This window comes from Shewanella sp. S1-58-MNA-CIBAN-0166 (genome assembly GCF_040310085.1).
Lineage (GTDB): Bacteria > Pseudomonadota > Gammaproteobacteria > Enterobacterales > Shewanellaceae > Shewanella.
In genome coordinates this window covers 39,807-65,091 of sequence record NZ_JBEOPN010000019.1, presented here as the reverse complement: position 1 = coordinate 65,091, position 25,285 = coordinate 39,807, and the positions used below count along the sequence as shown (strand labels likewise).

Annotated in this window: 20 protein-coding genes and 1 pseudogene; 12 read left to right on the top strand and 9 right to left on the bottom strand. The window is 39.2% G+C overall.

Translation table 11 applies throughout. The features are described from left to right. Window positions 1-228: 228 nt before the first annotated feature. The 5 genes from AAEY99_RS12790 (at window position 229) to AAEY99_RS12770 (ending at window position 4,748) form a co-directional block, all read left to right on the top strand. Window positions 229-639: an H-NS histone family protein gene (locus AAEY99_RS12790; protein WP_101086534.1), complete on the top strand. Its 411-nt coding sequence runs from the start codon at window positions 229-231 to the stop codon at window positions 637-639. Window positions 640-801: 162 nt separating this feature from the next. After that, window positions 802-1,197: an Rcs stress response system protein RcsF gene (rcsF, locus tag AAEY99_RS12785; protein WP_351010710.1), complete on the top strand. Its 396-nt coding sequence runs from the start codon at window positions 802-804 to the stop codon at window positions 1,195-1,197. A gap of 152 nt (window positions 1,198-1,349) precedes the next feature. Further along, window positions 1,350-2,099, top strand: a complete 750-nt coding sequence (gene tsaA / locus AAEY99_RS12780; protein WP_101087197.1) for a tRNA (N6-threonylcarbamoyladenosine(37)-N6)-methyltransferase TrmO — start codon at window positions 1,350-1,352, stop codon at window positions 2,097-2,099. 4 nt (window positions 2,100-2,103) lie between these two features. After that, a complete protein-coding gene (locus tag AAEY99_RS12775; RefSeq protein WP_101086532.1) occupies window positions 2,104-2,715 on the top strand; it encodes an acyltransferase in 612 nt (203 codons plus the stop codon). A gap of 317 nt (window positions 2,716-3,032) precedes the next feature. Further along, window positions 3,033-4,748 (top strand): proline--tRNA ligase, encoded by a 1,716-nt coding sequence (locus tag AAEY99_RS12770; protein ID WP_101086531.1) that lies wholly within the window; start codon window positions 3,033-3,035, stop codon window positions 4,746-4,748. A gap of 66 nt (window positions 4,749-4,814) precedes the next feature. Here AAEY99_RS12770 and AAEY99_RS12765 read toward each other — a convergent pair whose 3' ends face one another. Beyond that, window positions 4,815-6,179, bottom strand: coding sequence for a sensor histidine kinase (locus AAEY99_RS12765; protein WP_351010708.1), 1,365 nt, complete (start codon window positions 6,177-6,179; stop codon window positions 4,815-4,817). Between the two features lie 10 nt (window positions 6,180-6,189). After that, window positions 6,190-7,752: a DUF3369 domain-containing protein gene (locus AAEY99_RS12760; protein ID WP_351010706.1), complete on the bottom strand. Its 1,563-nt coding sequence runs from the start codon at window positions 7,750-7,752 to the stop codon at window positions 6,190-6,192. A gap of 351 nt (window positions 7,753-8,103) precedes the next feature. Between AAEY99_RS12760 and AAEY99_RS12755 the strand changes: the two genes are divergently transcribed. The 4 genes and pseudogenes from AAEY99_RS12755 (at window position 8,104) to AAEY99_RS12740 (ending at window position 10,687) form a co-directional block, all read left to right on the top strand. Beyond that, window positions 8,104-9,237: a patatin-like phospholipase family protein gene (locus AAEY99_RS12755; RefSeq protein ID WP_101086528.1), complete on the top strand. Its 1,134-nt coding sequence runs from the start codon at window positions 8,104-8,106 to the stop codon at window positions 9,235-9,237. A gap of 301 nt (window positions 9,238-9,538) precedes the next feature. Then, on the top strand, window positions 9,539-9,961 hold the full coding sequence (locus tag AAEY99_RS12750) for a copper resistance protein NlpE (RefSeq protein WP_335692444.1): 423 nt from the start codon (window positions 9,539-9,541) through the stop codon (window positions 9,959-9,961). Window positions 9,962-10,062: 101 nt separating this feature from the next. Next, window positions 10,063-10,371: pseudogene (locus AAEY99_RS12745) on the top strand (sugar nucleotide-binding protein); the annotation flags it as partial. A 154-nt stretch (window positions 10,372-10,525) separates the two neighbouring features. Beyond that, window positions 10,526-10,687 (top strand): hypothetical protein, encoded by a 162-nt coding sequence (locus AAEY99_RS12740; protein ID WP_041413129.1) that lies wholly within the window; start codon window positions 10,526-10,528, stop codon window positions 10,685-10,687. 151 nt (window positions 10,688-10,838) lie between these two features. Here the strand turns inward: AAEY99_RS12740 and AAEY99_RS12735 are convergent, their stop codons facing one another. Then, on the bottom strand, window positions 10,839-12,236 hold the full coding sequence (locus AAEY99_RS12735; protein ID WP_101086525.1) for a magnesium transporter: 1,398 nt from the start codon (window positions 12,234-12,236) through the stop codon (window positions 10,839-10,841). 150 nt (window positions 12,237-12,386) lie between these two features. Between AAEY99_RS12735 and AAEY99_RS12730 the strand changes: the two genes are divergently transcribed. Continuing rightward, window positions 12,387-12,872: a glutathione peroxidase gene (locus AAEY99_RS12730; protein ID WP_182744738.1), complete on the top strand. Its 486-nt coding sequence runs from the start codon at window positions 12,387-12,389 to the stop codon at window positions 12,870-12,872. A 2,605-nt stretch (window positions 12,873-15,477) separates the two neighbouring features. Here AAEY99_RS12730 and AAEY99_RS12725 read toward each other — a convergent pair. The 6 genes from AAEY99_RS12725 to AAEY99_RS12700 all read right to left on the bottom strand — a co-directional run bounded on the left by AAEY99_RS12725 (window position 15,478) and on the right by AAEY99_RS12700 (window position 23,249). Next, window positions 15,478-15,618, bottom strand: coding sequence for a hypothetical protein (locus tag AAEY99_RS12725; protein WP_162023576.1), 141 nt, complete (start codon window positions 15,616-15,618; stop codon window positions 15,478-15,480). A 540-nt stretch (window positions 15,619-16,158) separates the two neighbouring features. After that, window positions 16,159-17,940, bottom strand: coding sequence for a M1 family metallopeptidase (locus tag AAEY99_RS12720; RefSeq protein WP_351010704.1), 1,782 nt, complete (start codon window positions 17,938-17,940; stop codon window positions 16,159-16,161). A gap of 560 nt (window positions 17,941-18,500) precedes the next feature. Then, on the bottom strand, window positions 18,501-19,472 hold the full coding sequence (locus AAEY99_RS12715) for a PstS family phosphate ABC transporter substrate-binding protein (RefSeq protein ID WP_101086502.1): 972 nt from the start codon (window positions 19,470-19,472) through the stop codon (window positions 18,501-18,503). 474 nt (window positions 19,473-19,946) lie between these two features. Continuing rightward, window positions 19,947-21,242, bottom strand: a complete 1,296-nt coding sequence (gene phoR, locus AAEY99_RS12710) for a phosphate regulon sensor histidine kinase PhoR (protein WP_351010702.1) — start codon at window positions 21,240-21,242, stop codon at window positions 19,947-19,949. A 176-nt stretch (window positions 21,243-21,418) separates the two neighbouring features. Next, window positions 21,419-22,108: a phosphate regulon transcriptional regulator PhoB gene (gene phoB, locus AAEY99_RS12705; RefSeq protein ID WP_011638217.1), complete on the bottom strand. Its 690-nt coding sequence runs from the start codon at window positions 22,106-22,108 to the stop codon at window positions 21,419-21,421. A 196-nt stretch (window positions 22,109-22,304) separates the two neighbouring features. Continuing rightward, window positions 22,305-23,249, bottom strand: coding sequence for a porin (locus AAEY99_RS12700; RefSeq protein WP_101086500.1), 945 nt, complete (start codon window positions 23,247-23,249; stop codon window positions 22,305-22,307). A 325-nt stretch (window positions 23,250-23,574) separates the two neighbouring features. On the opposite strand from AAEY99_RS12700, the gene rdgC reads away from it, so the two are divergent. Beyond that, window positions 23,575-24,486, top strand: a complete 912-nt coding sequence (rdgC, locus tag AAEY99_RS12695) for a recombination-associated protein RdgC (protein ID WP_101086499.1) — start codon at window positions 23,575-23,577, stop codon at window positions 24,484-24,486. Window positions 24,487-24,503: 17 nt separating this feature from the next. Then, window positions 24,504-25,061: a glutathione S-transferase family protein gene (locus AAEY99_RS12690; protein ID WP_162023579.1), complete on the top strand. Its 558-nt coding sequence runs from the start codon at window positions 24,504-24,506 to the stop codon at window positions 25,059-25,061. Window positions 25,062-25,285: the final 224 nt, after the last annotated feature.

Sequence of the window (25,285 nt, the reverse complement as noted above, 5' to 3'; positions counted from 1 at the left end):
CATAATTAGATGATTTTATTTGATTCAATGCCAAATAGTTTCTATTATTACAGCTATATTCAGTATTGATTAAGCTGTATTAGTAATAATCAGAGAATTAATCTGACTTATATTAATAATAACGACCCAAATAAACAATATGAAGTACTGAAACTTACACGGAACGTTGATACTTTTTATCTCTTATAACTTTTATTTTATAAATAAATCATTAGGAAACTATACAACATGAGTGACTTTTTAGACATATTAACCCACGGCCGTCGTTTTAAAGCTGCAGTAAAAGAATTGTCTCTTGATGATTTACGTGAAACAGCGGCCAAATTAGAAAAAATCATTACCGAACGTCAAGAAGAAGAAAAATTAGAACTTGAAGCTAATGCAGAGCGTAACGCTCGTATTGCTGAAATTCTTGCTCAAATTGAAAACAGTGGTTTATCAATTGAAGATTTAGGTGATGTGACCTCTTCTGTTAAAACAGCTAAACCTAAACGTGCACCGCGCCCACCAAAATATCAAATCACTGTTGATGGTGAATTAATTCAATGGACTGGCCAAGGTCGTATGCCTACCGTATTCAAACAACAAGTTGATAGCGGCAAAAATATGAGCGAATTCTTAATTCCTGGTATGGAATAATTATTCTGATTAAGGGTTAACCACACGGTTAGCATTTAAAATAAAAAAGAGCTTACTTCGGTAAGCTCTTTTTTTTATAGCATTTGAGCGCTTTATCATCGCCATGAGAAAAGGTAAACTAACCGTCATTGATCCATTCCCCATTAATAGAAGGCTACGGCTATGACTTTTCCTCTTAAATATGCATTTATTGCCTCAGGTATAGCACTATTATTGAGCGCTTGTGCGAGTGATTATACGTTCAAAAGTAATTTAGACAGTAAAGCGATCAATGATTATTTTAAAGTCGGTGATGTACAGTTATATGAAGGAAACGATCAACCTAAAGGAACATTTGAAACTTTAGGTTTAGTGGAAGGCGAAGCCTGCCAAGAAAGCAAACAAGATGCACCACCGCAAATGGCCGTAGCACGAAGCAATGCCAGAAGATCTGCTGCAGATATGGGCGCAAATGGTTTTGTAGTTAAAAGCTGTTTTATGATTACTGAAGCGGATAATAGTTGTTTTAGCCGTGCACTTTGTGTCGGTCAAGCCATTCAAACTCCTACAGAAAAATAACAACTCAATATATTATATTGGCTGCCCATAAATGATGAGTGCTCATATAACACTCATCAACATTTTTTATATTTGATTTATAACTCCCTTTGTTTGCTTAATTCAGGTATCGCATGACACAAAGCAACGATCGACACAGTCAAACAGATCTAATGAATCATAAATCTAGCGTTCCGTTTAGCAGCCAATTAAATGCTGTTGCAATATGCAGAACACCTTACAAACAAAAGTTTGGTATTCCTCGTCAGCCAGGTTTAGTCAATGCGGTAGGTTATATAGAGTTTGAACCCGCGTTTAATCATATTGATGCAGTAAGAGGAATAGAGCAATATTCACACTTATGGTTATTATTCTGTTTCCATGAAAATCTGGCTCAAGGTTGGAAAACCACCGTTCGCCCTCCTCGTTTAGGCGGCAATGAAAAACTGGGCGTTTTTGCTACACGCTCCACATTTCGTCCAAATGGTATTGGCCAATCAGTGGTAAAACTCCATGGAGTTATCCAACGTAAAGGAAAAGTGTGCTTAGTAATATCTGGAATGGATTTATTAGACGGCACGCCAATTGTCGATATTAAACCTTATATTCCTTTTTCTGATGCTATTTTAGACGCCAAAGGCGGCATAGCCCAAGAAGCCCCAATCCTCATCCCACTGACTTATACATCGTTAGCGACAGAGCAAATAGATCACTACAGCCAACAAGAGCAGTACCAAGATTTAGCCGCGCTTATTGAAGGGGTATTGTCACAAGATCCTCGTCCTGCATACAAAAAAGCCAAAAATGATCCCAAACTTTATCAAGTGGCTTTATACGACTTAGATATCTTTTGGCATATCACAGCTCAAGGTATTGAAGTGTTAGAACTCAAACCGACAAAAGTTGAACTGCTGAAGGATTAAATCAATGGCAGACATAGATTACCAAGCTCAACATAAAAAACGCTTATCATGGATGCCATGGCTGTATTTTTCACTTAAACCAAAACATTTAACATGGGCAAAACCTTGGCAAGATGACATTCAACAACGGCTATGTCAGCTTGAAACCATTCATGTAGGTGAACAATGTTTTATTGCCCCACAAGCTCAGCTTTTTGCCGAACCTGGTAGGGACATTATCATTGGCGATCAATGTATGATTGCCGCTGATGTGTTTATGCATGGCCCAATTACCCTAGGCAATGAAGTGGCCATTAACCATGGCTGCAGCTTAGATGGGGGCCGTAACGGTATCAAAATTGGCAGCCAAACACGTATTGCTAACAACGTCACGGTTTATGCTTTTAACCATGGTATGTCACCCAGCGCACCCATTTATAAACAACCCGCGACATCAAAAGGTGTAGTGATAGGCCAAGATGTATGGATTGGCGCTCAGGCAGGCATTGTTGACGGTGTCACCATTGGGGATTGTGCGGTGATTGGCATGGGCTGCATTGTTACAAAAGATGTACCCGATTTTGCCATTGTTGCTGGAAATCCTGCTCGAGTTATTGGCGACAGACGCGATAAATAACCTCAGATACGTTGAATAGATAGGGTTATTCAATAAAGACAAATTAGTGGCAACTCATCGATATCAAACTTGCCATTGTTGTTGCTATCTAAGCACATTGACGCGACTATTGTGTTCTTATAACAAGTCAATTCAACACTGGATAGAGGGATAGAAAGCTATTTAATATGCATTTATTATCCCGATGTGAAGTTTAATAACGGTCACTTGCGGTTAAAGTATAACAAAGGCTACTTTTGAGTCGAATTAGCAGGTGACATCATTGTTGCAGGTGCTAAAATGATGCTAATTCATAGCAACTATTTTGGACATTGGGAATGCGAGTTAGCAAGTACCTGCTTTCAACACAAAAAGAAACCCCTGCTAATGCAGAGGTGATTAGTCATCAGTTAATGTTACGTGCCGGTATGATCCGTCGTAATGCTTCAGGTCTCTACACTTGGCTTCCATCAGGTTTACGTGTTTTACGTAAAGTTGAAGCCATTGTTCGTGAAGAAATGAATAAAACAGGCGCTATCGAAATATTAATGCCGTTAGTTCAGCCTGCTGATTTATGGGTTGAAACGGGCCGTTGGGACAAGTTTGGTCCTGAGTTATTACGTTTCCAAGACCGTAATAATCGTGACTTCGTATTGGGGCCAACCCATGAAGAAGTGATCACCGATTTAGTCCGTAAAGAATTAAGTTCTTACAAGCAACTGCCGTTAACACTTTACCAAGTACAAACTAAGTTCCGTGATGAAGTTCGTCCCCGCTTTGGTGTGATGCGCGCGCGTGAATTCTTGATGAAAGATGCCTATTCTTTCCATTTAGATCAAGAAACCATGGATAACACTTACCACGCTATGCATACCGCATACAGCAATATTCTGACTCGTATGGGCTTATCATTCCGTCCAGTACTGGCTGATACAGGTTCTATCGGTGGTAGCATGTCGCATGAATTCCATGTGCTGGCTAACAGTGGTGAAGACTTAATCGCTTATTCAACGGGTAGCGATTATGCCGCTAACATTGAAAAAGCCGAATCACCAATGCCAACCGACACTCTTGCCACGCCGACTGAAGTAATGACGTTAGTGGATACGCCTAACGCCAAAACGATTGCTGAGTTAGTTGAGCAATTTAATTTAGTCATCACTAAAACGGTTAAAACCTTAATAGTAAAAGGTGCTACTGACGAAGCGCCATTAGTTGCCTTAGTTATCCGTGGCGATCACGAACTTAACGAAATTAAAGCCGACAAACTTGAATTAGTCGCATCTCCATTTGAATTTGCTTCAGAAGCAGAAATTCGTGCAGCAGTGGGTGCAGGTCCTGGTTCTATAGGACCTGTTGGCTTAACGATGCCAATTATTGTTGATCATAGTGTGACTGTGATGAGCGATTTTGCCGCGGGTGCCAACACTGAAGCTAAGCATTATTTTGGTATTAACTGGGAGCGCGATTTGCCTCTAGCGACTGCAGCGGATATCCGTAATGTGGTCGAAGGTGAACCAACGCCTGATGGCTTAGGTACGTATGCAATGGCTCGAGGTATTGAAGTCGGCCATATCTTCCAGTTGGGAACAAGTTATTCTAAATCAATGAATGCCACCGTGTTAGACGAAAACGGTAAAGCCCAAGTGTTATTGATGGGTTGTTACGGCGTAGGCGTGAGTCGTATTGTGGCTGCTGCTATTGAGCAAAACAACGATGACCGTGGCATTACCTGGCCTGAAGCGATTGCACCGTTTACTGTAGGTATTTTGCCAATGAATATGCATAAGTCACATCGTGTAGCTGACATTGCCGAAAAACTTTACCAAGACCTGGCTGATGCTGGTGTTGAAGTATTGATGGATGATCGTAAAGAGCGTCCTGGGGTTATGTTTGCCGACATGGAGCTCATTGGCTTACCGCATGTTGTCGTGATTGGCGATCGTAATATTGATGCAGGTGTATTTGAATATAAAAACCGTCGCACGGGTGAGAAACAAGATATTCCATTCGATGAGATTGTGGCGTTTTTAACAAATGCAGCTAAAGGCTAGTTATTAACAATATAACCTGTTAAAAACGCACTTTAGGGTGCGTTTTTTTATCGCTGCAAAACACTTTTATGTAATATTTTTGATATAAATATCGATTTCAAGGCCTTGATTCAACTCTGAAATAATCTCAAGCCTACCGCCTAATTTTTGCGTCACTAGATTATACACAATAGACATGCCTAACCCTGTGCCACCAATATTGCGTGCGGTAGTAAAAAAAGGTTCAAATATTCTCCGCTTTACTTCAGGGCTCAAACCTTTGCCATTATCTTTGTAAAACATCTTTATTTCATCACCACAATAATTAGCGCCTAATATAATTCGCTTTTGTCCTACATAATCGGCAGGAAATGCATGCCGAAAGCAATTGGACACCAGATTAGTAAAGATTTGTGCAATAGCACCAGGATAAGATTCAACAACCAAGTCGGGTTCTAATTGAATATCAAGTTCGATACCTTGCTTACGGGTTAATGGCCTAAGAGGGGAAGATATTTGTTCCAAATATTCAGTTAAATTAACCTGCTCTTTTTCTAAAATAAGCTGGTCAGCGGCGGTGCGTTTAAAGTTATGAACTAACTCAGCGGCACGCGATAAATTGCGTTCAATTAAATGTAATCCGTCAGTAAGTGTATGGATAAACTCTTCAAAGTCTTGTTGTTCTAATTCACCCGCAGCGAACAAAGTTTTGAGTTTAGTTAACTCATCGATGCAGTGGCTTGTTGATGTCACTGAAATACCTAATGGAGTATTAACTTCATGTGCAACACCAGCAACAAGATTACCTAAGGCGGCAAGCTTTTCGCTCTCTATTAAACTGGTTTGCGTTACTTGTAGGTTATTAATCGCATTTTTTAACTCTGCGGTTCGCTTTTCAACTTCTGCTTCTAAGGCTAAATTATTCAATTCAAGTTCATTTTGGTAAGCCTTGACCTTTTTAGCGTTAACAGCTCTACCATACAAATCAGCCAAAGAGCTCACAAATGATTGCTCATCACGGCTCCAATGCCTAACGCCTCCCTTATGCTCACAACAGATAATGCCGATCATTTTACCAGCATGCCTTATTGGGCTGTCTAACATGGCTGTGATTGCATTGGGGCGCAAATAAATGTCTTTAAACTCACAGGTAGCAGGATCTGTCATAGCATCACTGGCAGCAATCGTTCTTTCTGTATCGAGAGCGCGAAAATATCCCGGAAACGCTAAGCGAGTTAGCGTGATATTATTTTGTTTAGTTTGATTATCAACTAATAAAAAACAACCGATTGATTGATTATCTTCTGTTAACAACCATATACCTGCCCTGTCGATATCGAGTCCGCGACAAACTGAATCGACAATCAATTTTGAAGCCGAATCTAAGTCTCCAGTATCAATTAATTCAGACCGGCTGACAGCCAGTAATACTTGATCTAAATTCTGATTCATAATAAATAACTTAATGTGTGCTTTGCGCAGGTTCATCTGGCATTTGTTGCTGGATCTCTACAAACTTATCAAGCAAGGTTAAACTGGCATCACACATCAAAGGATCAAATTGCTTACCTGACTGCTCAATTAAATAATCTCTTACTTTTTCAGCGGACCAGGCGTCTTTATAACTGCGTTTTGACAACAGTGCATCAATTACATCCACGATAGCCATAATGCGACCTTCAATCGGTATTGCATCAGCAACTAACCCACGAGGATAACCATTACCGTCCCATCGTTCATGATGTGTATAGGCAATACGAGCGCCCATTTTGGCTATGATACGATTTGATGCCGCAAGTAAGGTGTAGCCCTTTTCTGCATGGGTTTTCATGATTTCCCACTCACTATCGGTCAACTTACCGGGTTTATGTAAAATACTTTCAGGGATACCAATTTTACCCACATCATGTAAAGGGGCTGCATAGCGCATGGTTTCAACAAAATCATCGCTCATACCAATATGGTTAGCCAGCATTTCACTCATCACTGCCACGCGCCTAACATGAGCACCGGTTTCTTTACTGCGCTGTTCAATCGCATCACCAATAATTAGGATCAGTTCACGTTGCGTTTGTTGGACATTTTCTTTGCTTGAAAGGTTTTCAAAGGTCAAACTAACATTGGCAGCAAATAATTCAAGGATCCTGACCTGCAAAGGCGTTAATGCGGTGTCGTGTTGGAGGTATAAAATACTGGTAACATCGTGGCCAAACTTATAAAAGCCTACATAAATATTATCGTGAACTATCGACTTCTCTAAACTAATGGCTTCAATAATATACTCTTTCACTTCACCCGGTAGTGATTCGACATTTTCTATTTCACGGTAACTCACCATATCCCCAGTCGCGGCTAATAGGTTCATATGAGTATCTTGGTAGAGATCTTCACGAAAACTGGTTAAATAAAGCGCTGAGCTATTCAAATTAAGTAATTGCAATGTTTGTTCAAGAACAGCACTGCCAAAATTATGCAGTGTATTGCTTAGTAGCACTGAAGAAGAAGCTTGGATGACTTTCTCCATCCCACGTTGACTTAGTTCAATTGTTTTAATATCTCGATACGAGCGCAAGGAAGCATAAACACACGATTTAAGTTTGGTAGCGGTTAATTCTGTTTTTGCTTTGTAGTCATTAATATCAAACTCTCTGATCACCCTTTCCTCAGGAGCGCTGCCCGGCTGACCAGTGCGAAGAATAATCCTTGTACTGTGATTATTTAACTCACCTCGAATACGTTCAACTAAATCCAGCCCCGCGTGATCGTTTTCCATCACAACATCGATAAATGCGAGCGCGATATCAGGCTCATCGCGTAGTAAAATGAATCCATCTTCAGCGCTAAAACTTGAATAAAAAGCGAGTTTCCTACCTTCCAACTCAAAATGACTTAATGCAAATTTAGTCACATCATGTATGCCTGGTTCATCATCAATGATGGCAATTTTCCAGGGAGAAAGTTGCTTTGCTTTATGTGCTGCATCGTTATCAACCGATACTTCTGATGTTGTCTTAAACAGAGCCACATGCCATCCTTAAATTGGTATAATCAATTGGGTATTCGTTAACAAAATCAACATCAACATAAACATCAACAATCTATGATGAACTATTTACATTAGTTTTATCATGAAGACTAAATAACCATACGAGTAAAAGTTTACTTTAGATCTTATTATCAATCTCAATATGGTGTTGCAAATGAGTGCTCGTAATCATGTTCAACTTTTCATCTCAAAGTATTAACCTCGATAATAGATATAATGAAGATAAAGGATAGACAATAAATAGCATAGTCGACTTATTGGTAACTGGTGTAGAACACAAAAAGAATTCATACTAGAATCAAACAAACTTAACCGATTAAAGGACCGATATTGCCAGTATCAACAGCATTAGTACTTGGAGGTGGTGGAGCCAGGGCGGCTTATCAAATTGGCGTATTAAAAGCGTTAGTGCAGTTTTACCCACGCAACCATAATGTTCCATTTGATATTATTTGTGGTACATCTGCAGGTGCCATTAATGCAATATCGATAGCGACCCACGCATCTTGTTTCCATTTGGCCATAAAAAAACTGGACTGGGTGTGGCGTCATTTTGAAACCCATAAAGTCTATCGCACTTCGATCCCTCAAGTGTTGAGACATTTGGGACGAATGGCAATTAAAGGTCTACAAGATGACAAAGTCAATACTGATGCTGGCAGCCTACTGGATAATCAACCATTACGAGAGTTGCTGAATAACCTTATCGATTTTAAAAGAATTGATCGTAATATTGGTAATGATGCACTCAAAGCTATCAGCATCGACTCATCATGCTACAACAATTCACGTTCATATACTTTCTATCAAGGTAACGAACACATTGATGATTGGCAACGTGCTAGACGAGTTGGTATTCGCAGTTTATTAAATACTGAGCACTTACTTGCAAGCTCAGCAATTCCAATGGTATTCCCATCAATTAAACTTAATCAAGCCTATTATGGTGATGGGTCCGTCCATCAATTATCGCCACTATCAAGCCCTATCCACCTAGGTGCTAGTAAAATATTTGTGATTAATTTAGACAGTCCACACAAACACTTTCCCATCGAGTTTGAATATCACCCTAAAACAGCAACAATCGCCGGACATTTATTAGATACCATTTTCTCGGACACATTGAACAGCGACTTAGAGCGACTGCAACGGGTCAACAGCACCTTATCAATGATATCCCCACAAGACCGTGAAACCTTGAACTTGCGTCATATTGATACTTTAGTGATAAAACCTAGTCAAGATTTAAGCCGAATTGCAGAACGGTTCTATGATGATATGCCTTTTGCAATCAGAACTTTATTGAAATTATTTGGTATTAACAGACAGTCTGACTCGAGTATTGTGTCGTATTTATTATTCGAAAAAAGCTATACCACCACCTTGATTGATTTAGGTTATCAAGATGCAATGGATAGAATTGATGAAATAAAACAATTTTTCGATATACAGACTAAAGTTTAACCGTTAATACTCAAAATCTATGATATACCTATATATTAACATCAACAATTAACATCAAGAATTAACATCGAGAATTAACATCGGGATTAATTGATGATAAAAGCGCGAGTGCGCTTTGGTTATCTATATTAAAGTCATCCTCGTCATACTGGTTTAGCTTGAGTCAAATAGACATGTTTTACATAGTCACGTTTATAAAAGTGAATATTATTTTAAATTGTTGATCATTCACTTGAGACACATAAAACCAGAACTGCCGAGCGTCACATTCGTAACAATTTTGTATCTAAAAGGATTTTAGATGAAAAATTTATGGTTAGTGATTATATTAACAATCGTCGGCTGCGGCCAGCAAGACACCTCGACTATAGATACAACTTCAAGTAGTCAAAACACTTTGCAATGGCAAGGTGTGTATCATGGTGTATTCCCATGCCCGAGTTGCGATGGAATGGATACCACTCTTGAACTAATCCAACCGAACCAATATACCATCCACACTATTCGTCTAGGCACTGATCCCAATCCTTATCGTGGCAGCGGAACATTTAAGTGGGATAAAAGTGGTAACATTATCATTTTAGATCGTGGACATATTTATCAAGTCTATTCCGATCACTTATATTTGTTAGATGTAAAATTTAGGCGAATTACAGGCCCAGACGCAGAGCGATATAGAGTCGATAAAATCGAAGGACTAGGTCAGCAAATCAGAATAAACTAACAATGAAGTATGACTCTTATAATCAAAGTACTGAAAGCTTTTTAATAACTCTTCGGAGCACAATTAAATAGATATTCATTGCTCATTAGACTGCCGTTGACGACTTTGCACTTTTTCTGTGGAAACTGTGTTCACAAAAACAATGGTCAGCTATTTACCATTGGAGTAATGCAGGTAAGTGTACTTGGTATGAGTTTGCTCAAGAGATCAAAACACAAGGAATAGCGTTAGGCTTATTACCTCAATCAATTTATTTGCAGCCTATAACATCAGAACAATATACATCTATCGTTAATAGGCCCACTTTCAGTGTGTTAGACACCCGCTTATCGCACTCAATCTCCATGCCCAAACCTTGGCAACAACAATTAGCTCAATGCCTTAATGAATTGGTGCTTAGTAAAGTTTAATTATTTAAAGTAAAAAATGAATTGTCATATCAGTGTCATTTTTACGTGCAATAATTTTTACCATCAAGGATGAAATATTTCGCTTTAGCTTGTCATTAACTTTAGGTAAAAAGAGGCTGTACCAACAGAGGTACAGTTATCTGGAATGTTGAAAATGTCACACTCATTTGAATTTGATGAAGATGATGCGCCATGGGGCGATAACATCAAGGGAAAACCAAAATCGAAAAAAGTAAAACAGCGTCGCCGAGATACTAAGCGCCGTTACTTTGACGATAATGCAGAAATGGAGTTCGCGCCTGCTAAGTGGAAATAATTTAACAGAATTTTCTCATCAAGTTTAAAAAGCAAGTTGCCTGCAACTTGCTTTTTTGTTGAAAAAAATGGCCTTGAGAAACTCAAGACCATTTAAGTAAAGCGTTAGCAGTATTGAATCAGTGTATTTCGATGTCTCTGAAATTGACCTTTTACAGATAAAATATGGTGGCTAACCCCAAAAAAGTAAAAAAGCCTACAACGTCAGTCACTGTGGTCAGAATAACTGAACCAGATAAAGCTGCGTCTTGATTAAAGCGCTGTAAAATCATCGGCACCATCACACCAGCAATCGCAGCAACAGCCATATTAACTAAAATAGCACAGGCAATAACGACGCCCATTATCGTATCGTTAAACCACCATCCGGCAATAATACCGATGACAATCGACCACAACATGCCATTTAGCGCACCGATACCGAGTTCGTTTTTCATCAACGACATCACGTTACCAGCAGAAATCTGACCCATTGCCATACCGCGGATCATTAACGTTAACGACTGGCTACCTGCAATGCCACCCATTGAAGCCACAATTGGCATCAATACCGCTAACGCGACCACTTGCGACAATACATTTTCGAATAATCCAATAGTAGCAGATGCTAAAAATGCCGTGAGTAAGTTTATCCCTAGCCACACGGCACGACGCTTTGCACCCACCACTATCGGGGCGAATAAATCGTCGTGTTCATCCATACCAGCAGTTGCCATTAATTGTGCTTCGTAATGTTCACGCACTAATGCTGTAGCAGTTCGCAGTGTCATTCGCCCAATTAATATACCATCTTCATCGACAACCGGTAATTCAAGTTCGCGACTATGCTCAATGGCTTCGGCTGCTTCGATTAAAGATGAATCCGCAGAGATAACTCGGCTGTCATCCCATTTTAACGCCTGCAATTGAGTATCAAGATCCGCAGTTCTGAAAACGTCATAACGACGCACTGTACCTAAATATTTATCGTTTTTATCTACTAAAAATAGATGGTCATTACAATCTAAGTCAATTCGGCGAAAAAAGCGTTGTCCTTGCGCGACGGTAGAGGTAAGACTTAATGCCAACATCTGGTGATCAGCATAACGACCGATTTCATTTTCAGAATATTGATCATACAGTTCGAAGTGCTTACGTTGACGTTCACCCATCTGTGCTAATGCACGATCGGTAATGTTGTCAGGTAATGAATCACTCCATTCAATAAGGTCTTCAGGACTTAATTGAGAAAAGAGTAAGTCTAGTTCCTCATCTGGCATTTTCTTAACAATGCCTAAACGAGGATCGGCGCGCATTAAGTTTAGAACGTCTACACGCTCTTCAACATCGACTTGCTGCCAACGTTCATAACGTTCATCAAGTGGTAACGATTCTAATAATAAAGCAATTGTGCCTGGTTCTGCTTCAGTTAAGATTTCACTGAACATTTCGGCCTGTTCATCGCCTTCTGCTTCAGTTAACAAATGAACCACTTGACTGACATCAGCCTGTGGTTGTGAACTGGTGTCGATTTCATCTTCAGAACTAAGTTCGTTCTTTAATTCACTCATCAGCCCGCCCTTAATTCTTGATAGTAAAATATGCGCAACTATATTGAAATTGGTATTGATAAGCAAACAGATAAATTAGGTTGCCAACAACTTAATTGCCAGCTAAGCATTTTCACATTATAGTTTATCTTTCATATAAAGGAGCATCACATGACCGCAGCTATTTACCCTATTTCCGTAAAAGACATTCAAGGCAATGATGTTGTTATGGAGAATTTTAAAGATCACGTTTTGCTTATTGTTAATACAGCAAGTAAATGTGGCTTCACCCCACAATACAAAGCACTTGAAGCACTATATCAACAGTATAAAGATCGCGGTTTAGTTATTTTAGGCTTTCCTTGCAATCAATTCGGCAAGCAAGAACAAGGCAATGAAGATGAGATCAGCCAATTTTGCGAACTAAACTTTGGCGTGACATTCCCATTATTCAGTAAAATTGAAGTCAATGGCAGTAACAGCCATCCGTTATATCAACATCTTAAAAAGTCTGCCAAAGGCCTTTTAGGTAGTGAGTCAATAAAATGGAACTTCACTAAGTTTTTAGTCGATAAACAAGGAAACGTGATTGAACGATATGCACCAACAACAAAACCAGAAGACCTTAACGCTGTCATTGAAAAACTGCTTAGATAGCCATAGCCTCTATCGTGTAATCGAAGGCTGATAATCAATGAGAATGGCTTTGGGTGATTGATGTCATGATAATCACCCTGCTTTTGCTCACGGCTTAGTCAGTTCCTGGTAAGTGAACATCTAAAGTCTGCCACATTTTCATTTAACGATATTTTCGAATAGAAGTACTCAAACAATGGAAAACCGTTAGAAAAAGTAAACTCTTAAGCCACTGAAAAATAATCAGTATAAAATTAATCTCATTATTTTGATAAAATAATTCATTTATATTGATAAAATAATTCATTTATATTGAACTTTTAAACCATTAGGCACTCCAATTTAGTAACAGTGATATTCACTTTTGTTCATCATCTCCCTGGGACTTCTAGCGCGGTCCCCTTGATCGCTAAGTCGATCGATAGGCAGTCATTTGATTGCCTTTTTTTATGTCTGTTGATTGTACAACGCAACTAGAATGCGTTGCATGGTCTAGCTTAGGTCTACCTTAGTGATGTGTTTTCTATATAGGGAAGCTCATCAACATAAGATCATAACCAGCTAACTTCACCGCATTGGCTTGCTCTCAACACACAGCAATGTGTCAATGCGCCCTATGATCGTAAATAGGCAAGTAGCGTAAATAGGCAAGTAGCATAAATAAGCAAAGCAATATTAGCCAAGTTTGATATTACCAACATGAAATAAAACCATTCTCATCGATTTATCCCAGCTATTATTAAGAGATGGGGGCTAACTAGCACTGCGCATGTTTATCACTACACCTAAATAGGTGATGTCGTTTAACTCACAGTAATTAAGCTAATGAGTTTCGCTAAGTCGATTTCGATATTGGGTAACCTGGTCTGGGAGCTTGAAAATAATTTTGTAAAACCCGTTTTTAGGCTCTCGAGACAGCAGATGTTATGCCACGATAAACGTCATTTACATAGAACCACGTGCAACTACCAATGATGAGTAAAACCCACTGATTATCTATTTTTAAATTTTTTCATTATTTAATGAACTATTCTAAAGAGCACTAGTCAGACTATATGTAACAAGTAAGAAATGTAACAAGTAAGAACATGTACTCGCTAAGCGTCTTCCTCCAACGTTTTAGTGTGTATCCAAAGGTTTGATTACTGACTTTTGTATTTGCTTGTCGCGACAGTTTTATGTTCATCATCATCCCTATTTGGGGAGTATTAACACGCTAGCGCACTGTTAATCACGACCCACAAAGAACGACTTAGGCAACCAAATTGGTTGCCATTTTTTTAGGTTAATTTTGTGTTTTACACAAATAAAACCAAAAATAGCATCATCATCGATATTTACCTCAACCATATACAGAACCAATAGCTTACTTGAGTACACCTCAGAGCTATAATACCAATCTCATTAAATATCTGATCAGTTCAGAGTCTCTAAGGTTTTTTAATTCAAGGCGCATTGATGTAGAAATGGCTGTTCCCTTTTAAATCGATGCAACACAGAAGTGGAATACCTGAGAGACTCCTTTCTGGCGGGTTTCAAAGTACTTTATGCTTCGTTAGATGTTTTCAAAATAGAATCACTATTCGCTTCAATCATCTGCCTTGCCTACAGCACTTTTAACTCCCGCTGAAAGATCACATATTTAATAGGATTGGTATAACTAGCATAGTGATCAATAAGCACTTAATTATAAAGACTTTGATTAACTATAATATCGAGTTTCGGTTCATTTAAATGCCATTTTTAGCTCTTAAAAACCTAATAAATCCTTCGAAAAACCAGCTAAGAAAGCAAAAAACCTTGCTCTCACAAAATAAATGTAAAAAAATTATTTTTATTGTGAACTTTCCTAATTACGCTCGGTCTTATTTATTGTACGAAGAAGATGTAGTTTGAAGTAAGTGCAGCATAATGAGTTAACCTCCTCTCCCGGAGTTAATTGATGACACTGCTTAGTGATTTATCCTACTTACCTTAAGCTTCAGTTAGGATTGAGTTACTGCTACACCGTTTTAATGTTTATTGTTCATCATCATCCCTATTTGGGGAGTATTAACACGCTAGCGCACCGTTAATCACGACCCACAAAGAACGACTTAGGCAACCAAATTGGTTGCCCTTTTTTTAGGTTCATTTTGTGCTACACATAAATAAAACCAAAAAGCCTCACCATCGATATTTGCCACGGTCATATGCGTAACCCATCACTTACCTGAATTTACCTCAGAATCAGAATAAACAACTGATTAAAAAGCATTTATAAAAACAAAAAATCAAGTTTAGGTTAACTCTAATGCTATTTTTAATTAAAAAAACGAAACCTTTTCTAGGGAATATCGACCATATAGATCAAAAAAAATTACTCTCACAAAATAAATTAAAAAAATTCATTTTCTTTGTGAACTTTCCTGATATCACCCGGTCTTATTTATTGTACGAACAAGTATGTAATGATTAAAATGTAGTTTGAAGTAAGTGCAGTATGATGAGTTAGCCTTCTCCCCCGGAGTTAATTGATGACACTGCTTAGTGATTTATCCTGCTTACCTCAAACTTCAGTTAGGATTGAGTTACTGCTACACCGTTTTAATGTTTATTGTTCATCATCATCCCTATTTGGGGAGTATTAACACGCTAGCGCACCGTTAATCGCCCCCCACAAAGAACGACTTAGGCAACCAAATTGGTTGCCCTTTTTTTTAGGTTCATTTTGTGCTTTACATAAATAAAACCCAAATGCCTCACCATCGATATTTGCCGCGGTCATATGCGTAACCCATTACTTACTTGAGTTCACCTCAGAATAAAAAACTTAAGTGCCTAATTACGATAGCTTTAATAATCTATATTATCGAATCTAGGTTAACTCTAACGCTATTTTTAATTAAAAAAACGTATCCTTTCCCCAAAAATATCGACCAAAGGGTTCAAAAAAGTGACTATCACAAAAATAAATTAAAAAACTTCATTTTCTTTGTGAACTTTCCTGATATCACCCGGTCTTATTTATTGTACGAACAAGTATGTAATGATTAAAATGTAGTTTGAAGTAAGTGCAGTATGATGAGTTAGCCTTCTCCCCCGGAGTTAATTGATGACACTGCTTAGTGATTTATCCTACTTACCTCAAACTTCAGTTAGGATTGAGTTACTGCTACACCGTTTTAATGTTCATCATCATCCCCATTGGGAAGTATTAACACGCTAGCGCACCGTTAATGACAACCCGGAAAGAGTTATTTTGGCAGCCAATATGGCTGCCATTTTTTTGTCTTTTTTTGATGTAAAAGGTCATAACATTTTCTTGTTAAAAATTGAGTAAATTATCTAACTGAATTTGCAATGAAGGATGATAACCAGCACGAGCTTTTGTATAGATTTCAGCTAATTCTTGTTGATAGCCTGCTATTTGTAATTCAACAAACAAAGGTCTAACAAATTTACCTCTGCCGATGCGGCATAAATAATCACTTAATGCTGGTAATACAGGATCATAGTGATTACGGATGACAACGCGATACCAATCACACGCTATTTCGGCATTGGGACTGTTTGTTAATGTAAAAGTATCATCTAAATCTAATAACGTGGCTTGGCTTACCATTAACGGTAATTGAGTCAGAAAATACTGCCAGTGATGAACTCGCCACTCACTCACCAACAACTCACTTGCCAAAGCGCCTTTGACAATAGCTTCCACAGCCAAGTCAACTTTATCCAAGCTGCTTGATGTAGGGCCTTTAAACCATAGTGGTAATCCTTGCCCGTATACCCATTCATTGAGTTCTGCCAGGGTTAATTTATCGTGATGTTCCACCAGCAATGTCTGTTTTACATAATCAATGAATGTTTCGGTAGTAATCGCGCGAAACGAAAAATGCTCAACATACTGGGATAGAAAGCTATCGAATGCAGGCCGGCCTAATCGGCTTTCAAGTTCATGAACAAACATCGATGCTTTATCGTAGGTAAACCGATTAAATGCCAGATTAGGATCTTGGTCTTGGACATTGGCGGGTAGAGTTTGGTTGACTAAGGGAGTAGATTCCATTTCCTCTTGCAAACGTCCGTACTCGATAACCCATTCGAGTTCTGCCTGCTCTTTACCATAAATAGCTTCAACAATACGATTGGTAAAGTAAGTGGTAAATCCTTCGTTAAGCCATAAATCTCGCCAAGTCGCATTACTGACTAAATTACCTGTCCATGAATGGGCTAATTCATGAGCAACCGTGGACACAAGACTTTTATCCCCAGCAATTAGCGTGGGAGTCATAAATGCCAGCATAGGATTTTCCATACCACCAAAAGGGAAACTCGGTGGCAAAACAATCATGTCATAACGCCCCCAAGCATAAGGCCCTAGTATGGACTCTGCCATTAAGATCATTGATTCAGTATCTTCAAATTCTTTAACTGCAGCAGCAAGCATACCGGGTTCAGTATAAATACCACTTCGAGGCCCAGTGGCTTGGAAGCTTAACTCTCCAACAGCAATGGCTAATAAATGTGTTGGAATGGGTTTGCTCATGCAAAAGGTAAACACACCATTATCTGGCAATTCAGGGTTATTTTCAGCACTCATTACCACGCGTAAACCTTGCGGAGCGGTAACTGTCGCATTAAAGGTTATGCGTGCTTTTGGGGTATCTTGTAAAGGTATCCAGCTACGAGCATTAATGGGTTGCGATTGGCTGAACAGGTAAGGCAATTGTTTGCCTAAGGTTTGTTCCGGAGTAAGCCATTGAAGCCCCTGGGCAGTTGTTGATGTACGATAATGGATGACCACCTCAGTTAATCGTTCACCCACATCAATAACCAGCTTTTGACCCAATATGGCATTCACATCACTCACATAATATGACAACACATTAGCGTCGCTGTCGGTGATACCTTCTATGATCAAGTCTCGGCAATCTAGCACTAATGAAAGTGCAGCCATTTTTCGGGTAAACTGCAACCGGGCAACGCCATTGAGTTGCTGCAAGTCAAAATTAACCACAATATTAAGTTCAAGATGATGCACGCATAAAGCATCAGTATTGGCACTTGAATGGTAATCGTGTTGTTCGTTCCATTTTGCAGTCACAAAATATCCTTACAAAGGCAATAAAACATGAAATCTAGCAAAGATAATAGCATTAGCATCACCAAAAATATGCTGTAAAAAGCCGCATTAATACCGAGTCACTCAGAGTAACCACGCTTGTCAATTCAAGGCATATAGATTTATTAAGCAGCAAAGTTAGCTCTGCACTTCCAACTTTCGTTTTATGCTGCTTTGAACTTAATGGAGACTATCGATCAATACCTTCACATTTAATGTCTACCGCTACATTGATATCTGGATTTTCTACTCAAATTTATTTTAAATAAAAATAAGTACTTTTTTTGCATTCAAGGGAACTAACTGAAAAATGACTAGTCTGAATATATGAACCGAATTTGCATTACTTTATTAACAGCTAGTAGCGTTTTTTTGTTCATCATCATTCTCCTATTTGATAGTAGTAACAATCTATCGACAGTATTGCCCTTAGCAATAGCAGCAACCTCTTAGTTAGGTTGCTTTTTTTTATCTTTTTTTCAACGAAAAAAAACAAAAAAGGCCTCAAAGAGGCCTTTTTAAGTTTACGGAAAGTTCGCTAATTAAAGCTTGATACCTACTTTCTCTAAATCTTTAGTAATTACAGATGTTGGTAATGGAACATAACCATCTTTCTCAACAATTTGTTGACCTTGCTTAGACAATACGAAGCGTAAGAATTCACGATCCATTGGCGTTAGGTCTTTGTTAGGATGCTTGTTCACATAAACATATAAGTAACGTGAAAGTGGGTAAGTACCGTCGGCAGCATTCGCAGCTGTGGCTTCGATAAACTTATCACCCTTCTTAGAGATAGCGACCGCTTTTACACCAGCAGTTTTATAACCAATACCTGAATAACCAATGGCATTCAATGACTGTGATACAGACTGAACAACTGAAGCAGAACCTGGTTGCTCATTTACGTTTGGACGGAAATCGCCTTTACATAACGCTTTTTCTTTAAAGTAACCATAGGTACCAGACACTGAGTTACGACCGTAAAGCTGAACATCTTTTGCAGCCCAGTTACCATCTAAACCGGCATCACCCCAACGGTTAATTTCTTTACCGCCACACTTATGTGTAGAAGAAAAAATCGCATCAATTTGTTCAATGCTTAAGCCTGTTATAGGGTTATCTTTGTGTACGAATACAGCTAACGCATCGATTGCAACACGAACTGCCGTTGGCTGGTAGCCATAATGCTTTTCAAACGCTTCAACTTCATTAGGCTTCATCTTGCGGCTCATTGGGCCGAACTGAGAAGTTCCTTCAGTTAACGCTGGTGGCGCAGTAGAAGAACCTGCCGCTTGAATTTGGATATTAACGTTAGGGTAAATATGTTTGAACTCTTCAGCCCATAACGTCATCATATTTGCTAATGTATCAGAACCAACAGAAGACAAGTTACCAGAAACACCACTTGTTTTTTCGTATATTGGTAAAGTAGGGTCAATAGCAGCCATTGATGCTGCTGAGAATACGCCAGCGGCTGTAAGAGTAATCGCGCCGACAAGTTTGTTCAGTTTCATTTTAATGCTCCAGAATTAAGCGTACTAAGTTTTTAAAACGTAGTCAGTATCGACCTCATTGATGACAAGTCTATGACATTGACATGACAGTTGTGTGACACCAGCAGTAAAACTGTCTTATTTGATAAAACAAAAACAAAGCCAATGAATATCAATAACTTAATGGGTTAAGGTGATAAGAAATTATTTAGTACAATAGATAAACACCCACTAAACACATTACAAACAAGATAATTACGGCTTAAAATTATAGCAATAACGCTACATTATGACATTCATCATACCGGTTTAATTGATGCAATTTATGCAATACCAGCGATTGATTCAACGCCATCTCTCTAAGACTAATTACATTAGCACTCCTCAGCGGTTTTGAACTGATTAGCTCATTATCATTAGCCATTTGAACTGAGGAGCAGCAATAAAAAAACAGCACGTATGCTGTTTTTTAAGGATTGAAAATCTAGAGGCTAGCTATTGTCGAACTAACAAGTGCGCTGGAATAACAAAGCTGAAGATACTGCCTTTGCCATACTCACTTATCACCTTAAGCTCACTGTGATGATGGTTTAAAGCATGTTTTACAATCGCTAGCCCCAAACCACTGCCGCCAGTTTTACTTGAACGGGCATTATCTACTCGATAAAAGCGTTCAGTTAAGCGGTTAATATGTTGTGGAGCGATACCCACTCCGGTATCGGTCACCGAAAACAACGCTCCGGTTGCAACACTTTTCCAATTAACCGAAATCGTTCCACCAGGAGTGGTGTAACGTATTGCATTTGAAATCAAGTTGGAACAAGCACTGCGTAATTGCAATTCATTACCATGGGTATTCAAACCGGGTTCGCAATTAAACACTAATGTATAGTCGGTGCCAGCAAGAGCTTTGGCTTCTTCTTTAAGAATTTCCATCATCAATGACATATTGACCGTTTGCGATAAATCAATATCAACCGCGTCTTCAATGCGCGACAGTGCCAACAATTGCTCAACCATCGACTGCATCCGAGTCGTCTGTTGCTGCATCAATGATAGTGGTTTGTGATTAGGAGAGTCTGCATCTTCCATGGTTTGCATAATTTCTAAATACCCCTGTAATACTGTCAATGGGGTCTTAAGTTCATGGGAAACGTTGGCGACAAAATCTTTGCGCATACCCTCTAACTGATGAATTCGGGTGACATCTCGAGCGATTAACAGCAATTGTCGATCACCATAGCTCATTACTCGAATTTCAAGTAAACGCTTATCGGACACGGGAGAAGGGATTTCTAATGGTTCTTTGTATTGTGCTTTCTTTATATAAGTCGAAAAATCAGGATGGCGAATAAGGTTATCAATTCTCTGACCATTATCCTGAGGCCAAACAAAGCCTAAGATTAACTGAGCGAGCTTGTTACACCATAAAATATTATGTTCGGCATCAAGCACTACAGCCGCATCAGGCAAGGCCTCAGCGCCTTGACGAAAACGGGCTAACAACGTAGCTAACTGACCCACTCTTCGTCGATTCTTGCCCTGCAGGCGATATATTCCATTGAACACGCCCTCCCAACTTCCCCGCCCTTGTGGAGGCGTAAGCTTTTTATCTTTCCATAACCAGAAGTTTAAACGAGTAATTTGACGATAATGCCACACAAGTAATGCAATCGAGCCTAATAGCATAACGATAACAACTTGATTGAATAAAGCGCCGACAAGCATGAATAAAACAAGCAATATAGCTAACCGGAAAAATAAACGATATCCAGAGTACGAGATAAACATAGGCTACCTAAATACGAAAGTAACGCCGCCAACACATTCAGTGCCGTTACTGATTATTAGGGCTAACGAGGAACCACAAGATAGCCTAAATCGACTATTATGGCTAGACAGCGAAAAAAACAGTTTTTAAAAAGCTCTGCCTAGCATGGCAGAACTTTTCGAGCCGCCAATACGAATTACATTCTGGTTGAAAATCGATAACCAGCACCACGAACAGTTTGGATCAATTTATCATGTCCACCCTCTTCTACGGCTTTTCGTAAACGTCTGATGTGCACATCGACAGTTCGATCTTCAACATACACATTGGTGCCCCAAACGTTATCGAGTAACTGCTCTCGACTGTAGACTCGCTCAGGATGGGTCATAAAGAAATGCAATAAGCGAAACTCTGTCGGTCCCATATCGAGCACGGCGTCACCAACGGTCACTCTATGACTCACAGGGTCGAGTTGTAATCCTTGCACATCAATAGTTTCTTCTAGGCGCGTTGGTGCGCTTCTGCGCAAAACGGCTTTAATTCGTGCGACGAGCTCTTTAGGTGAAAAAGGTTTAGTTATATAGTCATCAGCGCCCACTTCAAGGCCTTTGACTTTATCTTCCTCTTCTCCACGAGCTGTCAGCATAATAATCGGGATCTGACGCGTAAATTCATCTTGCTTTAAACGTTTAGCTAATTGGATGCCACTACCACCAGGGAACATCCAATCCAATAAAATTAAGTCAGGGTATGGCTCTTTAAGCAACTCAATTGCTGAATCAAAATCTTCAGCTGCAGCTGTCGTAAAACCATGTTGATCCATCACAAATGTCAGCATCTCACGGATTGCTGATTCATCTTCTACTATTAATATCCTAGCTGTCATATTGGGTTTCTACGTTAATTTGCCACGAGACTATTATTGGACACTTTTGTTACAGATTTATGATCTAACAGCTGATTCTGGCATTAAATACGCCTTTCTGTCATAAAAAATTCATTGCTGTTAATGCCATGTAACAAAAAAAGGGCCTAAGCCCTTTTTAATTGATTGAAGATTTAACCATCACATGATGACTGGTTTAGAACTTATGTTCGATACCAATACCAACATAGCTATCATCTTGGTCATTTGAATCAAACGAGTTGGCTGTGTAGAAAGCAAATAGTTTAGTTGGTTTACCTAGCTTGTAGTCAGCACCTACAGACCATGAATCGCCTTTGTTTTCCATGTCGACATACTGAGCTTTTAGTGTCACATCATTGATGTCATAAGCTGTACTTAATAAGAAACCGTTATCTGTTACACCGCTATCTATTGCTTCTTGTTGCTGGTACATACCACCAATAACTAAGCCAGCAACTTTACCTTGAACCGTTGCACGTGCAGTGTCATAACCTTTTACTTTTGAATCATAAGCAATCGCTGCATATATTGGTGTACTTTTAAGACCTGCATCACCGTACATTACAGCCATGCTCACACCATCTTCACCAGTTGTATTGTCACCAACAACTTGGTCTGAATCGCCAGATGCAACATACGTTACACCCGCTTGAAAATCACCAAACATAGGCGTGTAGTATGTCGCAGTTTGCGCCATACGGTTTTCACCTTTGAACATGTTTTTTACGTCACCAGATAAATCGTTAAACTGGTCAACTTTACCTTGAGATACTTTAAGGATAGTGTCGTTACGACCTACAGAAACGGCACCAAAGTTACCTTTTAAACCAACAAATTGGTTACGAGCTAAAAAGTTTTCTTTGTCATCATCACCGGTATTAACTTCGTATTCGATGGTGTAGAAAGCTTCTAATGATTTGCTTAACTCAAACTCACCGGTTACACCAAAACGTGATGCATTACTTTGAATAGTTGTTTCAGTTTCATCATTAACATCATTAGACTGTGCTGTAACATTTAATTTTCCATAAACTTGTAGAGGATCTGCCGCATAAGCACTTGATACTAAAGAGGCTGCCATTGCAGAGGCTAATAGAGTTTTACAAAAAACATTCATCATTTCATCCTTTCGACGCATATTTCGTCATGGTTATTCTGGGTTAGTTGTATCGGAACGAGCAGAATTTTGCCTTGCGAATGTTTCAGAAATATTGCAATGCTTGATTAAAAATGAATATTTGCCATACCGAACCACATTATTGCGCAGTAGATCTAGCTACAGCGGTGGTTTCAAGGAAGTTTGGGGGAATGTGACAATTTGATGAATTCTAACCCTAGTGACGACAGCGGTCGTATTATTAGTGTTTTTTTGTAGGTTTACCGCTTTGCATCTATCCCGTAAACTGCAGTAACTTATTTTTCCTGTTAATTAATGAGAGCCTTCTATGTGGTTTAAAAATCTCACCCTGTACCGTTTCAACAAACCTTTTACGACAGATACCGAAACGTTAGAAAATGCCTTAGCTGATTTCACTTTCTCTCCTTGTTCAAGCCAAGACATAAGCAAGTTTGGTTTTTCTAATGCCCTAGGCAAAAAAGGCCAGGCATTAGTCCATAGTGCCGAAAATCGCTATCTAATTTGCGTCACGAAAGAAGAAAAAATTCTCCCAGGCCAAGTAATCAAAGAAGCCTTAGATGAAAAAGTGGCAGAGATTGAAGAGTTAGAGAATCGGAAAGTCACTAAAAAAGAAAAAGACACCATTAAAGACGAAATCACCACAACATTATTGCCTCGTGCATTTTCTCGACGTAGCCAAACTCATGCACTCATCATGCCTGAGCTAGAAATGATTTTAGTTGATAGTTCTAGTGCGACTAAAGCGGAAGAGTTGTTGGCACTGCTTCGTAAAGCGATAGGTAGCTTACCGGTTATCCCGCTAAGTTATGCCACACCAATCGAATCAACGTTAACGCAATGGTTGCAAGCGGGTGAAGCACCGGCGCCATTTGAAATGCAAGATGAAGCCGAGCTTAAGTCAGACTCTGATGAAGGCGGTATCGTTCGCTTTAAACAACAAGTGCTTCAAGAAGATGAAGTGCTTGCCCATATTGCGACAGGTAAGCAAGTGCACAAATTGGCATTGCATTTTGGTCAGTCGATTGCTTTTTTAATGCAGTCTGATGCCAGTATTAAACGACTTAAGTTTTCTGAAGAGTTTAGAGCAGGTAGTGATGACGTTGGTACCGAAGACCCATTAGCACGTTTAGACGCTGACTTTGCCTTGATGGGCAGTGAATTAGTGGCTTTCGTCAATGCGGTAAATCAAGCATTTGGTCCTTTAGAGCAAAGCGTTTAATACCATAAGGGTATCCCATGAAACTTTACGGTAGCTTTACGTCTCCCTTTGTTCGGCATTGCCGAATAGCCTTATTGGAATCAACATTAGATTATCAATTTATTGAAACAGATCAGGCTAGCAGCGCAACGCTATCCCCTACAAAACGGGTTCCTTTTTTACACGATGGAGAGTTATCGTTAACGGATTCAAGCGCTATCTTGCGCTACATCCGTCATAAGTCATCAAAAACGTACCTTGATACCGTGGTAGAACTTGATCAGTTTTGCATGATCAACACTGCTCTAGACAGTTCAATTAACTTGTTTTTCTTGTCTCGTGATGGCGTTGATATTGAACGTTTTGATTACACAATCAGACAAGCACAACGCATTAACGCAACACTAGCTGAATTTGAAAAATTCGAACTACCGCTATACGGACCGTTTAATGATGTGCAATTGCGTTTAGGTTGTTATTTAAGTTGGGCGGTTTTCCGCCAACGAATTGATATCGAAGATTATCCAAAACTGAAAATATTTTTAGCCACAATAGAAAAAGAGCCATTTTTTATCGAAACAGCTCCTCCGGCGTAACCATATACAAAAATGCCCTATTCTCAGGGCATTTTATTTATCATAACGGCTCGCATCTCAATACTGAATGACATATTCAACCAAGCCACTTCAACATGCTCGTTTCAAAGCCCCGTAGGATAACTGAACAAGGCAGTGATTGAAGAGAATTAATATCACTATTCTTAGAGCGCTGCGCTGCTAGGACGCTACGCGGCTAGATTCTATAAAAGCAGACAGCACAG

Coding starts and splice junctions, on each gene's coding strand:
- rcsF (WP_351010710.1), top strand. CDS start 802: ATGACTTTTCCTCTTAAATATGCATTTATTGCCTCAGGTATAGCACTA.
- AAEY99_RS12765 (WP_351010708.1), bottom strand. CDS start 6,179: ATGAATCAGAATTTAGATCAAGTATTACTGGCTGTCAGCCGGTCTGAA.
- AAEY99_RS12725 (WP_162023576.1), bottom strand. CDS start 15,618: ATGACCGCGGCAAATATCGATGGTGAGGCATTTGGGTTTTATTTATGT.
- AAEY99_RS12740 (WP_041413129.1), top strand. CDS start 10,526: ATGTCACACTCATTTGAATTTGATGAAGATGATGCGCCATGGGGCGAT.
- AAEY99_RS12775 (WP_101086532.1), top strand. CDS start 2,104: ATGGCAGACATAGATTACCAAGCTCAACATAAAAAACGCTTATCATGG.
- AAEY99_RS12690 (WP_162023579.1), top strand. CDS start 24,504: ATGAAACTTTACGGTAGCTTTACGTCTCCCTTTGTTCGGCATTGCCGA.
- AAEY99_RS12700 (WP_101086500.1), bottom strand. CDS start 23,249: ATGATGAATGTTTTTTGTAAAACTCTATTAGCCTCTGCAATGGCAGCC.
- phoB (WP_011638217.1), bottom strand. CDS start 22,108: ATGACAGCTAGGATATTAATAGTAGAAGATGAATCAGCAATCCGTGAG.
- AAEY99_RS12730 (WP_182744738.1), top strand. CDS start 12,387: ATGACCGCAGCTATTTACCCTATTTCCGTAAAAGACATTCAAGGCAAT.
- AAEY99_RS12715 (WP_101086502.1), bottom strand. CDS start 19,472: ATGAAACTGAACAAACTTGTCGGCGCGATTACTCTTACAGCCGCTGGC.
- AAEY99_RS12735 (WP_101086525.1), bottom strand. CDS start 12,236: ATGAGTGAATTAAAGAACGAACTTAGTTCTGAAGATGAAATCGACACC.
- AAEY99_RS12790 (WP_101086534.1), top strand. CDS start 229: ATGAGTGACTTTTTAGACATATTAACCCACGGCCGTCGTTTTAAAGCT.
- AAEY99_RS12770 (WP_101086531.1), top strand. CDS start 3,033: ATGCGAGTTAGCAAGTACCTGCTTTCAACACAAAAAGAAACCCCTGCT.
- rdgC (WP_101086499.1), top strand. CDS start 23,575: ATGTGGTTTAAAAATCTCACCCTGTACCGTTTCAACAAACCTTTTACG.
- AAEY99_RS12750 (WP_335692444.1), top strand. CDS start 9,539: ATGAAAAATTTATGGTTAGTGATTATATTAACAATCGTCGGCTGCGGC.
- tsaA (WP_101087197.1), top strand. CDS start 1,350: ATGAATCATAAATCTAGCGTTCCGTTTAGCAGCCAATTAAATGCTGTT.
- phoR (WP_351010702.1), bottom strand. CDS start 21,242: ATGTTTATCTCGTACTCTGGATATCGTTTATTTTTCCGGTTAGCTATA.